Below are 13,099 nucleotides of genomic sequence, written 5' to 3' on the forward strand. Positions count from 1 at the left end.
ACCGTACTAGCAATACTCCGTACCACCAAGTAACGTCGAAGGATGCCGGACCTCCCGCCCAGTACCGCGCGCGACCGTCTCGTGACCTCCGCCTTCGAGCTGTTCGACGCCCAGGGCTTCGACGACACGACCGTCGACGACATCGCGAACCACGCCGGCGTCGGCCGCACCACGTTCTTCCGCCACTTCGGATCCAAGGAAGCCGTCATCTTCCCCGAGCACGAGAAGCTGCTCGCCGGCATCCAGGCCCGACTCGAGGCCAGCGACCCCGACACCCGCGACCTCGCCGTGGTCGAAGCCGCCCGCCTCGTCCTCCGCTACTACGTCGGCGAGGGCGACCAGGCCCGGATCCGCTACCGGCTCATCTCGTCGGTGCCTGCGCTCAGGGCGCGGGAGATCGCCGGGATCCGGCAGTACGAGAAGACGTTTGCCCGGGCCCTGTCGGCGTGGATGGCCGACTCACCCGACGGCGCGCTCCGGGCCGAGCTCCTCGCCGCGGCCGTCGTCACCGCACACAACCACGTGCTCCGCCGCTGGCTGCGCGGCGAGACCAAGACCCCCGAGGACGACTTCGCCCACGCGATGACCATCGTCCTCGACCGCGACCGGTCACCGGCCGAGCAGACCGCGGTGGTCGTGCTCCGCACGGACGCGGACACCGAGGCGGTCAGCGCAGCGGTCACCAAGGCGCTGCGCACCCTGTGACATGGGAGAACCCCCGATCCGGCTGGAGACGGGGGTTCTCGATGGCGGTGGGATTTGAACTCGAAGATCGGCCATTCGCGACGTGCGCAGAAGCCAGAAGATGCTGCAATCCCAATGAGTTCGGATCACAGCTATCTGTCCGGATCCCACCAGTTCACACCGAGGTGTGCCCAAAATGTGCCCACGAACTGCCCGATCACCGGGTCACAATTGCTGCGTCCGCGGGACGGGTCCGTCAAAGCATGTCGGCGTACTCAGCACGTCCCACTCGTTGCCGCGGTGTGGGAACTTCGCCAGCAGCAGACTGTCGCCACCACGGACCCACTGTCTTGGGCCTGGCGCAGCCCAGGCTCGCGGTGCCCGCGCACAGCAGATCCCTCAACGGTACGTCCTCATCGGTCGTGCTGACGGCCACTCAGCCACACGCATCCAACTGCGACCTCCCTCGACCCGAAGCAGAAGCATTGATCAGACGTCGCTCCCGGAATCGACGAACTATCCAGGCGCCCGCCCACGAGCTATATCGCGCCCTGAAGTTCTCTCACAGTGCGACGATCAAGGGTTCTAGAACAGTCACGGCTTCATTCATCAGGGTCACCAGAGACTCTCGACCGCTACCGTCAGACCATCGATTGGTAGCCTCGAGCATGGCTGCTGTCAACGCAGCGGCGGTGATGCGGAGTGCGAAGTCGTCGACGGGGCGACCGGAATGTTCGGAAAGTAGTCGAGCGTAGAGGTCCCTGGTTCCGCTGCCTTCCGCACCTTGTCGTGCCTTCAAGGCCGGGACCGTGGCGAAGAGCCTGAGTCGCGCCAGAGCGGTCTCCCGTTCTGCTTCGACAGCGGCGGCTACCGCCGTGACCGCCGCCATCACCATCGCGAACAGGGACGCCGAAGTTTCGCTCCCTAGACATTGCTCGACAAGCGAGTCGTACTCGTCGTCGAGAACCGTGTCCTCCTTCGTCGGAAAGTAGCGGTAGAAGGTCGTGGTCGAGATGTCCGCCGCGTCGGCGATTTGCTCGACCGTCGTCTCGTCGTAGCCCTGCGCTGCGAACAGTCGCAGGGCTTCGGCCCGCACGCTGCGACGCAACTTGATCTTCTTTCGCTCGCGCAAACCGAGCGGCGGTCTACCTGTCAACGCGAACCTCACCATCCTCTGCATTCGAATTGGGAGTCGAAGCAGTCGGGATGGGGCCAGGGGCACGTGAAACGCGACGAGGAAGACCAAAGACAGCAAGCATGACGCCCAGCACTGTAATCGCTACTGACGCCAGGAATACGGACGCCATGCCGTGCACGAACGCTCCCTTAACGGTCGTCACCAAGGCGTTGTCGCCGATCCCGTACGCGAAGTTGACCGCCACGCCAATGCCGGGGCGCACCGCGCCCTCGGCTGCTGCCGGCACGGTGCCGTCATCGAGCTTCGAGTGGTAAGCCGTGCTCAGGACCGTGCCGAGAATGGCAACTCCGACCGTCCCGCCGATCTGTCGGAGCGCTTGCAGAAGACCGGCGCCAGCGCCGGCCCGGTCAACAGACAGAGCGCCCATGGCGATCGACATGGAGGCGGGCATGACTAGACCAATGCCGACACCCAGCAGCGTGATCCAGCTTGCCGTGAAGGCAAAGCTGGTGCCGATATCGGTCGTTGCTGCCTGGCCAAAGGCGAGCGCCGACACGCAGAGGCCACCGATGACGAGGAGTCGGGGACCGACGCTCTTGACTAGCCGCGGTCCAACTCGGGTGGCGACCATCATGCCGCCGATCATGGGCAGTAGTCGTATGCCAGTCTCAAGGGGATCCGAACCACCGATGTCCTGGAAGTATTGCGGCATCACAAACAACAAACCGAACAATGCGAAGTTCGCAACTGTCGACAGCGTCGTGCCCACCATGAATTCTCGGCTTCGGAACAGCGACAGATCGACGACGGGATGGATCGAACGGCGCTCCCACAAGACGAAGCCCACAAGCACGACCACGCCCGTCGCGATCGTGCACAGGGCCGTCACATCCGACCAGCCCTCGTCGCCGGCCCTGATCAGCCCGAACGTCGCAGAGACCAGCGCAGCAGACGACAGCACGATGCCAGGCAAATCGACCGGCTGAGACTTCTCGCTCCTCGTCTCGGGAAGAAAGATCGCCAGGGCGAGGACGCCGACCGCAACCATTGGGGCGTTGATCAGGAACACCCAACCCCAGGCGAAGTGGGCCAACAACCAGCCTCCGACGATAGGGCCCAGCGGGAGCCCGACGGCGCTGCAAGTCACCCAGATGTTCATGGCGCGCATCCGTTCATCGCGATCAGCGAACAGCACAGGCAACATAGCTAGCGACAACGGAATCATGGCTGCCCCACCGATCCCCTGGACAGCGCGCGCCACGATCAAGTCGCCGGCCGACTCGGCGAACGCGCAGGCGGCCGATGCGATGCCAAACAGGACGAGTCCGCCAAGCAGGAGCCGCTTGCGTCCAAGTCGGTCCCCAAGCCCTCCCATCGGGATGATCAATGCTCCCAGCACCAGGGTGAAGGAGGCACCGAACCACTGCATCTCGCTGGTGGATGCATCCAGTTCGCTTGCGAGCGTCGGAAGCGCGACGTTGAGGACCGTCATGTCGAGCCCGACGGTGAGCATTGAGAACGCCAGAGCAGCCAGCGCCCACCAGCGCCCGACCGTTTCGGGACTTTCTACCTTTTGGGTCATTCCCCCATTATGGGTCTCCGACCCCGTCTGTCAAGACGGTGACGCTCCTACGAAGCCCTTTCAGGATGGCTGGGGCTATGGTCACTAGCTCGCGTTCGGCTTCGTCGCTGGCGGCCCTCGTCGTCAAGTCGCTTCGGCTGTTGCGTCTATGACGACGAGACAGGCCGCCGTCTGGTCGCACGATTGCTTGCGCCTAGCGGCTTTTGCGCCCGGGTCATAGAAGATTGACCTCGTCGACTGGTCTATTCCGAGACGACCAGCCCTCCTGGTGGGCATCTGAAGGTTGATTCTTTGGGAGATCATCGAGTCGTGCCGCGGCAATCCCAAGCCGTTGAACTACTGGCGTGGCGGCTGAGAGGTCGGCTGCGATGATTGGTCAGCAGATATGACATTGGGCCGCCGACGATTGCGCAGCGCACGCGCCGCACTGGCGACCAGCGTTAACACCGCGGCCGCCACGATGACCATTGCGACAGGTCGACCGAGTAAGTACGTCGCATTTCCGTCCGAGTACGCCACGGTCTGGCGCAGAGACGTTTCCAGCGTTGGCTGCAGAACAACCGCCAGTACGAACGCGGCCATGCTGAAGCCGGATCGTCGCAGCAGGAAGCCGAGTAGACCGGCGACGAGCATCACTACGACGTCGAACATCGAGTTCCCGTCGGCGTACACGCCGACGACGCAAAGACCGATGATGAACGGCATCATGGCTTGAGGCGGCACCGCGAGCAGACGGGTGAAAAGGCCCACGAGCGGCAGGTTCAGCACCAGCAGCATCAGGTTGCCGATATACATGGCGGCGATGACGGTCCAGAACATCTCCGGCTGGTCGTCGACGAAGGTGGGCCCCGGCACGATGCCGTTGAGCAGCAGGGCCGCCAGCACCAGCGCCATCGTCGGGGCGAACGGGATGCCGAGCACCATCAGCGGGATGAACGCCGCCCCGGCCGCGGCGTTGTTCGCGGCCTCGGGGCCCGCGACCCCCTCCACCGCTCCGCGCCCGAACTTCTCCGGGTGCCGGGACAGCTTCTTCTCGGTGACGTAGGAGGCGAACGTCGACAGCACGGCGGCCGGTCCGGGCACGAGACCAAGCCCGAACCCGATGAGGGATCCGCGCAGGGCCGCGGGCGCCGCCTGACGTGTCTCCTCCCGGTTCGGCAGCAGCTCGCGCAGACGGGGCGCGCTGACGCGTTCCGGAGACCAGCGTCGCCCCGCCATCGTCAGGGCCTCGGCGATCCCGAAGACCCCCATCACCAGGGCGATGAAGCTGAACCCCTCGGCGAGCGTCGTGGTCCCGAGCGTGAACCGCAGGTCTCCGTCGGCCGGGTCGATGCCGACGGTGCCCACCGCCAGTCCCGCACAGATCATCACGACGGACTTGGCGGCCGAGCCGTTCGACAGCGCGGCGAGCAGGACGAGGCCGGCGAGGCACAGCGCCATGTACTCGGGCGGCCCCAGCTTGACCGCGACCGAGCTGAGCGTCGGGGCGAAGAGCATGAGCCCGACGATCGAGATCGTCCCGGCGACGAAGGACGAGATCGCCGCGATGGTCAGGGCTGGGCCGGCCCGGCCCCGGCGCGTCATCTGGTTGCCGTCGATCGCGGTCACGACCGACGACGCCTCGCCCGGCACGTTCAGCAGGATGGACGTGGTGGAGCCGCCGTACGTCGAGCCGAAGTAGATGCCGGCGAAGAGGATCAGCGACCCGGTCGGACCCACCTGGGTCGTGATGCCGAGCAGCACGGACATCGCCCCGATCGGGCCGATGCCCGGCAGGACGCCCACCAAGGTGCCGAGGACGACGCCCGCGAGGGCGAGCAGCAGGTATGTGGGGTCGGCGAAGGCGGCGAAGCCGCCGGCGAGGTCGTTGATCACGGGTCGTCCTCAGGCTAGACCGAGGCGGCCGGCCGGGAGGGGGACGTAGAGCCACTGCACGAAGATGAGCCACGTCGCCACGCCGAACGCGACGCCGAGGGCGACGGGCGCCCACCAGCCCTTCAGGCCCATGATCTTCGCGATGACGATCATCGCCACCGACAACGTGGTGACCAGACCGACGTCGTCGCCGACCGCCGGGACCACCGCCGAGGCGACGAGGACGCCGCCGATGCGAGGCCAGTGGACCTCTCCCTGGAAGTCCTCCTCGTCCTCGTCCGCAGGCGCCGACGTCGCGGTGCCCCGGAGCTCCTGGACCAGGACGAAGGCGGCGGCGGGCACCAGGATCACCGCGACCAGGAACGGGAAGAAGCCCGCACCCGTGTCGTGCACCGACCCGAAGCCCTCGTTGAGCGCTCCGACGCCGTACGCGACACCGACGACGAGGAGCGCCCCGGCGGTCACCGACTCCACGGAGATCGGTGACCGCCGGGAGGTCTCGCCTCCGGGCCGAGCGGCACTGCTCACTTGCTGGACCCGAGAACCTGCTTGGCGTTCGCGGCCTTGTCCTTCAGGTGCTTCGCGGCCTCCTCCGGCGGGGCGGCGCTGACGATCAGGCCGAGCTTCTTGGCCGCCTTGGCGAAGGCGTCACTCTTCAAGGCCTTCTCGAACGTCGAGGCGAGCTTGTCCTTGACGTCGGCCTTCAGGCCCTCCGGCGCGATCAGCGTGTTGTACGCCAGCCACTCGACGTCGATGCCCTGGCTCTTGAAGGTCGGGACGTCGGGCACGAGGTCGACCGTGTCGGCGGACGTGATGCCGAGCGCGCGGAGCTTTCCGGACGACAGCTGCGGCAAGGCGCTCGCCAGCTGCATGACACCCACGTCCACATTCTTGCCCAGGAGCGCGGTCGTCGTCGCCTGGTCACCGTCGAACTTGACGCGCTTGAGCTTCACACCGGCCTTCTGCTCGAGCAGGTCGGCCGGGATGCGGTAGTTGAGCGGACCCTCGCCGATCGTGATCGAGGACGGATGGGCCTTCGCCGCGTCCACGAGGTCACCGAGGTCCTTGAACGGCGACCCGCCGGGCACGACGAACATGATCGGGCCGGCGATGAGCTCGTTCAGCACGGTGAGCTTGTCCGGGTCGTAGGAGACGTCCTCCGTCTGCGGAACCAACGTCAGTGGCCCGTCAGGGACGACGCCGATCGTGTACCCATCCGGCTTCGCGTTCAGGATGGCCGTGGTGCCGACCGAGCCCGCTCCACCCTCACGATTCACGACCTGCAGCCGGTGGCCGAAGTCGCCGTCGTCGTTGATGATGTCGACGAGAGCGCGCGTCGTGGTGTCGATGCCGCTGCCGGCCGGGTACGGGACGATGACCTGGACATCGCGTCGCGGGTACGACGAGCCGGAGTCGCTCGAGCCACACGCCGTGGCCAGCAGAGCCAGGGCCGTCAGGGCGGCTACGAGAGCGATCCGCGCACGTCCAGCGGTCGGAATGACGTTCATGCTGATCTCCTTGTCGGGAACACGGCCCGGCGGTGCCCCGAGACACCGGGCGAGCGGTGCCGCTCAGTCCACTACCGGCCGACACAACGCGTCAAAGACGAGAACGCACCCCGACATATTGCGTTCGGCAATACATGACTCATTGTCTCCACCAATGCATAGCCGTCGGTTTTGCTCTTTGACGCATCGATGTCGCAGTTCGGACGATGGGTCTCCGCGGCCCCTCGACGCCGCCGCTCATCCACCGTGAAAGGTCCTCGATGGCTTCCTCTGCGCCCGATCCGGCGCCACCGGTCCTCGTCCGGACGAGCGACGGGATCGCCACGGTCACCTTGAACCGTCCCACCCGCCGCAACGCCGCCTCGTGGGACCTGGTGACCGGCCTGCTCGACGCGCTGGAGCAGGTGCGCGACGACGCGAACGCCCGGGTCCTGGTGCTCACGGGCGCGGGTGGCGACTTCTCCGTCGGCGCCGACCTGGCCCGCGTGAGCTCGGACGAACGGTCCGCGCAGGAGACCAGGACTCTGCGCGGACGCTCCCTCGAGGACGACCACGAGCGGCTCGCCGTCGCCAGCACGGTGACCGAGCGACTCGTGACGTTCCCGAAGCCGACGATCGCCGCCGTCGACGGCGCCTGCGCCGGCGCCGGTCTGTCGATCGCGCTCGCGACCGACCTCCAGGTGGCCAGCTCGGACGCGGTGCTGGTCACGGCGTTCGTGAGCGCCGGGGTCTCCGGCGACCTCGGCAGCGCCTGGCTGCTGTCCCGCGCCGTCGGCCCGGCTCGGGCTCGCTCCCTCCTCCTCGACCCCCGACGGCTGACCGGAGCCGAGGCCGCTGCGATCGGGCTCCTCACCGAGGCGACCGACGACCTGCCCGGGCGGGTCCACGAGCTGGCGACGAAGCTCGCCCGACAGGCTCCGCTGGCCATGCGACTCGCCAAACTGAATGTTGCCGACGCCATGACGTCGACCCTCACCGACTACCTTCGAGCGGAGGTGCCCCGGATGGTCGAGAGCGCTCGGAGCAAGGACGCGCGCGCCGCCGCACGGGCGTTCATCGAGCGCCGAGCGCCCGAGTTCACCGGGGAGTGAGGAGATCCATGTCCGCACCGCTGGCAGGGCTGCGCATCGTCGAGTTCGGTCACTACATCGCTGCGCCCGCGGCCACCCAGATCCTGTCGGACCTCGGCGCCGACGTGGTCAAGGTCGAGCCGCCCGCCGGGGACCAGGCGCGCACGATCGGTGCGTACGGCGAGGGCATCGTCGCCGCGTACAACCGGGGCAAGCGATCCGTCGTGCTCGACCTCAAGGACGCCGACGACCGCGCCCGGGCGCTCGATCTCGTCGATGCCGCCGACGCGGTCGTGCAGAACCTGCGCGCGGGCGTCATGGACCGCCTCGGGCTCGGACCGGATGCGCTCCTGGGCCGCCGACCCGACCTGGTCTACGTCTCCGTCTCCGGATTCACGCCCGGAAGCCCGTCCGAGAACCGGCCGGGCCTGGACATCGCGGCCCAGGCCGAGAGCGGCATGATGTGGGTGACCGGGGAGCCCGACGGGGATCCGCAGCGCATCGGCTTCCCCGTCGCCGACGTCGGTGCGAGCTACGCGGTCGTGCAGGCGGTGCTCGCGGCGCTCCTGCGACGCGAGCGGACGGGCGAAGGAGGGGTCGCCCACGTCTCCCTGGTCGACGTCGCCATCCACATGCAGTCGGCGATGTGGGGCGAGTGGGCGATGACCGGCACCGAGCCGCGCCGGAAGGGCAACGGCCAGGCCACCGCGGCACCGGCGGCCGACCTGGTGACGACGGCCGACGGTCTCATCGTGCTGTCGGCGTACACGACGACGCACTTCGCTCGCCTGTGCGAGCTGATCGGGAAGTCGTGGATGACCGAGGACCCCCGCTTCCGCGACAACCCGTCACGCGTGGCGCACCGGCGAGAGCTCCTCACCGAGATCAGCGAGGTGCTCGGCACGCGCACCACCGACGACTGCCTCCGGTGGCTCGGCGAGGCCGGGCTCGTCGCAGCCGCCGTCCGCCGGTACAGCGACGTCGCCTCATCTCCCGACGTCGCGGCCGGGTCGATCCTCACCACCGGGGTCGACTGGAGAGGCCGACGCTTCCAGGTGCCGTCCCTCCCGTTCGTCCTCGACGGCGTCGATCCGGTCGAGGAGATGGTCGTTCCGCATGCAGGAGCGAACGCCCCGGACGAGCTGGGAACTTGACGTCCCCCGGACCTGGACCTTGGATCACCCCATGAACGTCCGCGAGCTCGAGTGCTTCCTGGCCGTCGTCGACCACGGCGGCATCACCCGGGCCGCCTCAGCCCTCTACCTCGCTCAACCCTCGCTGTCGCAGATCATCCGGCGCCTCGAGGCCGACCTGGAGGTCGAACTGTTCCGCCGCGTCGGGCGCGGCCTCGTCCTGGCACCCGCCGGCGAGGCGCTCGTCGGGCCGGCCCGGCAGGTCCTGCGCGACGTGGCGCAGGCCCGTCAGGTCGCCGCCGGTTACCGCGGGCTCGAAGGCGGCCGTGTCGACATCGCCATCTCGGCCTCGCTGACGTCGAGCTTCCTCGCCGCCTGGGTCGGCGACTTCCGCCGCAAGCATCCCAAGATCACGGTCCGGCTCACCCAGCACGACGGCGACACCGACGAGATCGTCACCCTGATCCGGTCCGGTGCCGCCGAGCTCGCCTACACCGTAAGTCCCGTCTCGCGGCAAGGGATCGCCTGCCAGCACATCGGACAGGGCGAGATCGTGCTGGCGCTCCCGCCGGGGTGGCGCTTGGACCTACCCAACCCTGTTCCCGTCGAGCGGCTCGCCGGCCTGCCGATGGTGGTCGACCGTGGCTTCGGTCGCGACTACCTCGCCCGGATCCGCGACGAGTACGACGTCGAGCCGGAGATCGTCGTGGACATCAGCGAAGCCGGCGACCTGCTCCCGCTTCTGGCGACCGGAGCCGGAGCGGCCCTGCTGCCCACCCGCCAGGCGATGGCGGCCCGCCGACGAGGAGCCACCCTGCTCGCGATCGAGCCTCCGCCGTTGCGCGACATCTATGCCATCACCCCGACCTCGCCTCTCACGCCTCAGGCGCAGCGCTTCCTCGAGCTGAGCATCGAGAACCTGCAGCGATGGCACCGCGCGGTGCAGGGGCGCATGGAGAAGGGACTGAGCCTGCTCGATGCCGCGATCGAGGCGGACGAGCGTCTCGAGCTGGCGTACCGCCGACTCGCCGACCAGCCGAACCTGTCCGACGCGACCGAATCGACAGAGAGCCACGCCCTTCCATAGCCCAGGCGGAAGGCCTCCGCCTTCGAACCGAAACAGGATGACTGAATGACTTCCAACACCACGCCACGGCAGCGCTTCCCGCGGTCCGTCTACGGCAGCGGTTCGGAGCCGGATGTCCGATTCACGCTAGCGAATGAACGCACCTTCCTTGCCTGGATCCGCACGTCACTCGCCCTTGTCGCCGCCGGCGTCGCGCTGGAAGCTTTCGACGTTCCCATCGTCAGCGGCCTTCGACTGACCGCTGCACTCGTACTGATCGTGCTCGGGATGCTCGCGCCGGTGCAGGCCTGGTTCGGTTGGATGGCTGCCGAGAAGGCACTGCGCCGTGGCCTGCCCCTACCAGCCCCCCACCTGGCTGGCCCAATCGGAATCGGTGTCGGCATCGCGGGTCTCCTCATCGCGACCGGTCTGGTCGTCTCATGAGCACATCTCTCGGACAACAGGGTGCGCAGGCTGAGAGGACTGCGCTCTCTTGGCAGCGCACCAGCCTCTCATTTGCTGTCGTGGATCTGCTCGGTGCCAGGGCACTGCTCGTGCAAGTCGACGTCACGGGCTACCTCGTCGTTCTAACCGTGTTCCTGCTCATAGGCATTGTCTTGGTAGTCGGCCACTGGCGATACCTCGTCCTTCGCACGGTGCTATCGAACGAGGGCCTCGGCGCACGACCACGCGTCCTGAGCGCCTTTCCCCTCCTGCTGTGGGCTGTCGCCGCCCTCTGCATGGCAGCACTGGCAGCCGTCTTCCTCGTTGATCAGATTCTCGATTGAGATCCACCGAGATTGCGGTCGGCAGGGATATGCACGTCCTCGAGGTATACCTCGCCGGTGGGCGATCGCTTGATGCCGATCTTCTTCTCTCCAGGACACGAGCGAAATGCCTGGGTCGGACTTCTCGACCACGAATGCGGTGATGCCCTTCGCTCCCCTTCGTGGGTCAGTCTAGGGCGAGCACGGTCTCGCACGGCCACAAGGATCGCGCGGTAGTCGTAGGACAGCTCCTACGTCATCACGCCTCCTGGTGGGGTAGAAGCCGTGGCCGGTCTTGTCGAGCAAGCCGAGTCGACCATTCGTTCGAGCAGGTGTGACGGCGGGCTTACAACGGCTTCTCGAACTCCTCGCACATCGAGATGCCGATGGTGCGGACCGTATCCAGGCCGATCACGTCACTCAACGCGAGGGTCCCATCGGATGACCGGAGCTCAGACCATGCGCGGTCGATCTCGGTGGCCGACGTGTACCCGGGCTCGTGCATCCGGATCGCCGACAACAGGTACGGCACGCCACCCTGGCCCTGCGACGACTCTGAAGCTGCTTGAGTCAGCATGGGGCTTGCCCATCCGCCTAAGCAGCGTCGAACCTCCCGCCCAGGACGCGCTTGGCGTTCTCGAGGGTCACAGGCGATGCGGTCGAGACCGATCCCGAGTCGTACGGAGGCTCAGGGGCGTACTCAATGATGAGTTGGACGGTCTTCGCCACCTCGTCGCCCAGCATCCGCCCAGACAAGGTGAGAGCAAGATCGATCCCCGCGGACACTCCTGCTGCGGACGCGTAGTGCCCGTCGAACACCACCCGCTCGTGCGACGGCGTCACGCCGAAGGCGGGCAGCTGGTCGAGCGCGCCCCAGTGCGAGGTCGCCGACCTTCCCTTCAGTAGGCCCGTAGCAGCCATGATGAGCGTGCCCGTGCACACGGAGGTCGTCCATGTGCTCGTACGGTCGACCGTTCGCAGCCATTCGTGGAGCCTGCCGTCGGCCATGTTGGCGCGTTGGCCGGGCCCACCGCCGATCAGGACGACGTCCGGGTTCGTCACGTCGTCCAGGCCGTTGACCACGTTGACGGAAACCCCCTTCAGGTCGTTGACGATAGCGCCGGGGTTCTCGGCGACGAACACGACGTCCGTCTCGGGGAGGCGGGCGAACACCTCGTACGGGCCCATCACATCCAGCGAGGTGAAGTCGGGGTAGAGGGCGATGGCGACCTGCATGATGGTTCTCCGATCGAATCGAGGTCAGATGTGACGGTGGCTGGTGAGAAGCGAGGCGTCAGCGCTTGCGGAAGATGCGCTCGCGACGAAGGTGGTCGACGGCGACGGCGCTGACGAGGATCGTCCCGATGACGATGCTGTTGTACTGGGGTGGGATCTCCGACAGGACCAGGGCGTTGTCGATGAGGGACAGGAGCAGTGCGCCGATCGCGACGCCTTGGATCGAGCCCATTCCTCCCATCAGGCTGATTCCGCCGATTAGAACGGCGGTGATGACAATCAGGGTCGTGCCCGTCCCACCGGCGGTCACCTGCCCGGCACCGACGCGAGCCGAGTAGACGATGCCAGCGAGCCCGGCCGTGACGGCTGCCAGGACGTACAGGGCGAGGTCGATGCGCGTGACCCGCAGGCCGTTGGCGACCGCGGCCTGGCGGTTCCCGCCCAGGGCGCGGACATTCACGCCGAACCGGGTCCACTCAAGCAGGAACCAGAACAGCAGGCCCACTGCGATGGCGATGAGGACGACGTTGGGGACTCCCAGGATGCTGCCCTGGCCGATGTCCTGCACGACCTGCGGCAGCGGCAGCACGTCGTTGCCGCCGGTGACCAGGTTGTCCACGCCCGTGAGCATGTAGAACACGCCCAGCGTCGCGATGATCGGTGGCACGTGCCAGTAGGTGATGACCAGGTGGTTGAGAACACCGATCAGCGCTGCGAGTGCAATCCCGCCCAGCACCGCGAGAGGCCAAGGCACCGAGGACACCAGCATCTTGCTCGTCATCAGGGCAGAGAGGGTGAAGACCGCTCCGGCCGAGAAGTCCAGGCCGCCGCCGATGATCAGCATCGCCGCGCCGCAGCCCATCACGAAGTAGATGACAGAGCTGCGGAAGATCTCGGTGATGTTGTCCTCGCTGAGGAACAGGTCGGACTTGATCGACGCGGCCGCGCCGATCACCAGGATCACCATGACCAGCGTGGTCTCCTGACGCGCCATGACACTGCGCAGCCGGTCTCGTCGTGACCTCTTGTCGTCCACGTGA

At 67.0% G+C, this 13,099-nt stretch carries 14 protein-coding genes; 6 read left to right on the forward strand and 8 right to left on the reverse strand.

Going from position 1 to position 13,099, the window contains the following annotated elements:
* The first annotated feature begins 42 nt into the window (after positions 1-42).
* Positions 43-705 (forward strand): TetR family transcriptional regulator, encoded by a 663-nt coding sequence (locus tag FHP06_RS09845; RefSeq protein WP_147686269.1) that lies wholly within the window; start codon positions 43-45, stop codon positions 703-705.
* A gap of 541 nt (positions 706-1,246) precedes the next feature.
* Here the strand turns inward: FHP06_RS09845 and FHP06_RS09850 are convergent.
* From FHP06_RS09850 to FHP06_RS09870, 5 genes are all read right to left on the reverse strand, one after another.
* Positions 1,247-1,855 carry a TetR/AcrR family transcriptional regulator gene (locus tag FHP06_RS09850; protein WP_187271877.1) on the reverse strand — a complete coding sequence of 203 codons (609 nt, stop codon included), beginning with the start codon at positions 1,853-1,855 and terminating at the stop codon, positions 1,247-1,249.
* Positions 1,830-3,404, reverse strand: coding sequence for a DHA2 family efflux MFS transporter permease subunit (locus FHP06_RS09855; RefSeq protein WP_147686273.1), 1,575 nt, complete (start codon positions 3,402-3,404; stop codon positions 1,830-1,832). The genes FHP06_RS09850 and FHP06_RS09855 overlap by 26 nt, the downstream gene beginning before the upstream one ends.
* A gap of 336 nt (positions 3,405-3,740) precedes the next feature.
* Positions 3,741-5,279 carry a tripartite tricarboxylate transporter permease gene (locus tag FHP06_RS09860; RefSeq protein WP_147686275.1) on the reverse strand — a complete coding sequence of 513 codons (1,539 nt, stop codon included), beginning with the start codon at positions 5,277-5,279 and terminating at the stop codon, positions 3,741-3,743.
* Between the two features lie 9 nt (positions 5,280-5,288).
* Positions 5,289-5,807, reverse strand: coding sequence for a tripartite tricarboxylate transporter TctB family protein (locus tag FHP06_RS09865; RefSeq protein ID WP_147686277.1), 519 nt, complete (start codon positions 5,805-5,807; stop codon positions 5,289-5,291).
* Positions 5,804-6,787, reverse strand: coding sequence for a tripartite tricarboxylate transporter substrate binding protein (locus tag FHP06_RS09870; RefSeq protein ID WP_147686279.1), 984 nt, complete (start codon positions 6,785-6,787; stop codon positions 5,804-5,806). The genes FHP06_RS09865 and FHP06_RS09870 overlap by 4 nt, the downstream gene beginning before the upstream one ends.
* Positions 6,788-7,047: 260 nt before the next feature.
* Here FHP06_RS09870 and FHP06_RS09875 point away from each other — a divergent pair, with 260 nt between their 5' ends.
* Genes FHP06_RS09875 through FHP06_RS09895 form a run of 5 tightly spaced genes read left to right on the forward strand, consistent with a single transcriptional unit; the run spans position 7,048 to position 10,844 of the window.
* Entirely contained in the window at positions 7,048-7,878 is an 831-nt protein-coding gene (locus FHP06_RS09875) for an enoyl-CoA hydratase/isomerase family protein (protein WP_187271878.1), read from the forward strand.
* Positions 7,879-7,886: 8 nt separating this feature from the next.
* Positions 7,887-9,011: a CaiB/BaiF CoA transferase family protein gene (locus FHP06_RS09880; protein ID WP_222706443.1), complete on the forward strand. Its 1,125-nt coding sequence runs from the start codon at positions 7,887-7,889 to the stop codon at positions 9,009-9,011.
* 31 nt (positions 9,012-9,042) lie between these two features.
* On the forward strand, positions 9,043-10,077 hold the full coding sequence (locus tag FHP06_RS09885; RefSeq protein ID WP_187271879.1) for a LysR family transcriptional regulator: 1,035 nt from the start codon (positions 9,043-9,045) through the stop codon (positions 10,075-10,077).
* A 45-nt stretch (positions 10,078-10,122) separates the two neighbouring features.
* Complete coding sequence (locus FHP06_RS09890; protein WP_147686287.1) at positions 10,123-10,500, forward strand: YidH family protein; 378 nt, start codon at positions 10,123-10,125, stop codon at positions 10,498-10,500.
* Positions 10,497-10,844 (forward strand): DUF202 domain-containing protein, encoded by a 348-nt coding sequence (locus FHP06_RS09895; RefSeq protein ID WP_147686289.1) that lies wholly within the window; start codon positions 10,497-10,499, stop codon positions 10,842-10,844. The genes FHP06_RS09890 and FHP06_RS09895 overlap by 4 nt, the downstream gene beginning before the upstream one ends.
* A gap of 325 nt (positions 10,845-11,169) precedes the next feature.
* Here FHP06_RS09895 and FHP06_RS16210 read toward each other — a convergent pair whose 3' ends face one another.
* The 3 genes from FHP06_RS16210 to FHP06_RS09910 are packed head-to-tail and all read right to left on the reverse strand — an operon-like array spanning position 11,170 to position 13,095.
* On the reverse strand, positions 11,170-11,400 hold the full coding sequence (locus FHP06_RS16210) for a 3-hydroxyacyl-CoA dehydrogenase family protein (protein ID WP_230973469.1): 231 nt from the start codon (positions 11,398-11,400) through the stop codon (positions 11,170-11,172).
* A gap of 17 nt (positions 11,401-11,417) precedes the next feature.
* A complete protein-coding gene (locus tag FHP06_RS09905; protein ID WP_147686291.1) occupies positions 11,418-12,059 on the reverse strand; it encodes a DJ-1/PfpI family protein in 642 nt (213 codons plus the stop codon).
* 58 nt (positions 12,060-12,117) lie between these two features.
* The gene (locus FHP06_RS09910) at positions 12,118-13,095 is read right to left on the reverse strand and encodes an ABC transporter permease (protein ID WP_187271880.1); all 978 of its coding nucleotides are present in this window, start codon (positions 13,093-13,095) and stop codon (positions 12,118-12,120) included.
* Positions 13,096-13,099: the final 4 nt, after the last annotated feature.

The organism is Aeromicrobium terrae (assembly GCF_008039565.1).
GTDB classification, from domain to species: Bacteria; Actinomycetota; Actinomycetes; order Propionibacteriales; family Nocardioidaceae; genus Aeromicrobium; species Aeromicrobium terrae.

Bases quoted from the DNA above. Each gene is read 5' to 3' on its own strand.
- FHP06_RS16210 (WP_230973469.1), bottom strand. From the start codon at position 11,400: ATGCTGACTCAAGCAGCTTCAGAGTCGTCGCAGGGCCAGGGTGGCGTG.
- FHP06_RS09870 (WP_147686279.1), bottom strand. From the start codon at position 6,787: ATGAACGTCATTCCGACCGCTGGACGTGCGCGGATCGCTCTCGTAGCC.
- FHP06_RS09875 (WP_187271878.1), top strand. From the start codon at position 7,048: ATGGCTTCCTCTGCGCCCGATCCGGCGCCACCGGTCCTCGTCCGGACG.
- FHP06_RS09845 (WP_147686269.1), top strand. From the start codon at position 43: ATGCCGGACCTCCCGCCCAGTACCGCGCGCGACCGTCTCGTGACCTCC.
- FHP06_RS09850 (WP_187271877.1), bottom strand. From the start codon at position 1,855: ATGGTGAGGTTCGCGTTGACAGGTAGACCGCCGCTCGGTTTGCGCGAG.
- FHP06_RS09880 (WP_222706443.1), top strand. From the start codon at position 7,887: ATGTCCGCACCGCTGGCAGGGCTGCGCATCGTCGAGTTCGGTCACTAC.
- FHP06_RS09905 (WP_147686291.1), bottom strand. From the start codon at position 12,059: ATGCAGGTCGCCATCGCCCTCTACCCCGACTTCACCTCGCTGGATGTG.
- FHP06_RS09855 (WP_147686273.1), bottom strand. From the start codon at position 3,404: ATGACCCAAAAGGTAGAAAGTCCCGAAACGGTCGGGCGCTGGTGGGCG.
- FHP06_RS09885 (WP_187271879.1), top strand. From the start codon at position 9,043: ATGAACGTCCGCGAGCTCGAGTGCTTCCTGGCCGTCGTCGACCACGGC.
- FHP06_RS09890 (WP_147686287.1), top strand. From the start codon at position 10,123: ATGACTTCCAACACCACGCCACGGCAGCGCTTCCCGCGGTCCGTCTAC.
- FHP06_RS09895 (WP_147686289.1), top strand. From the start codon at position 10,497: ATGAGCACATCTCTCGGACAACAGGGTGCGCAGGCTGAGAGGACTGCG.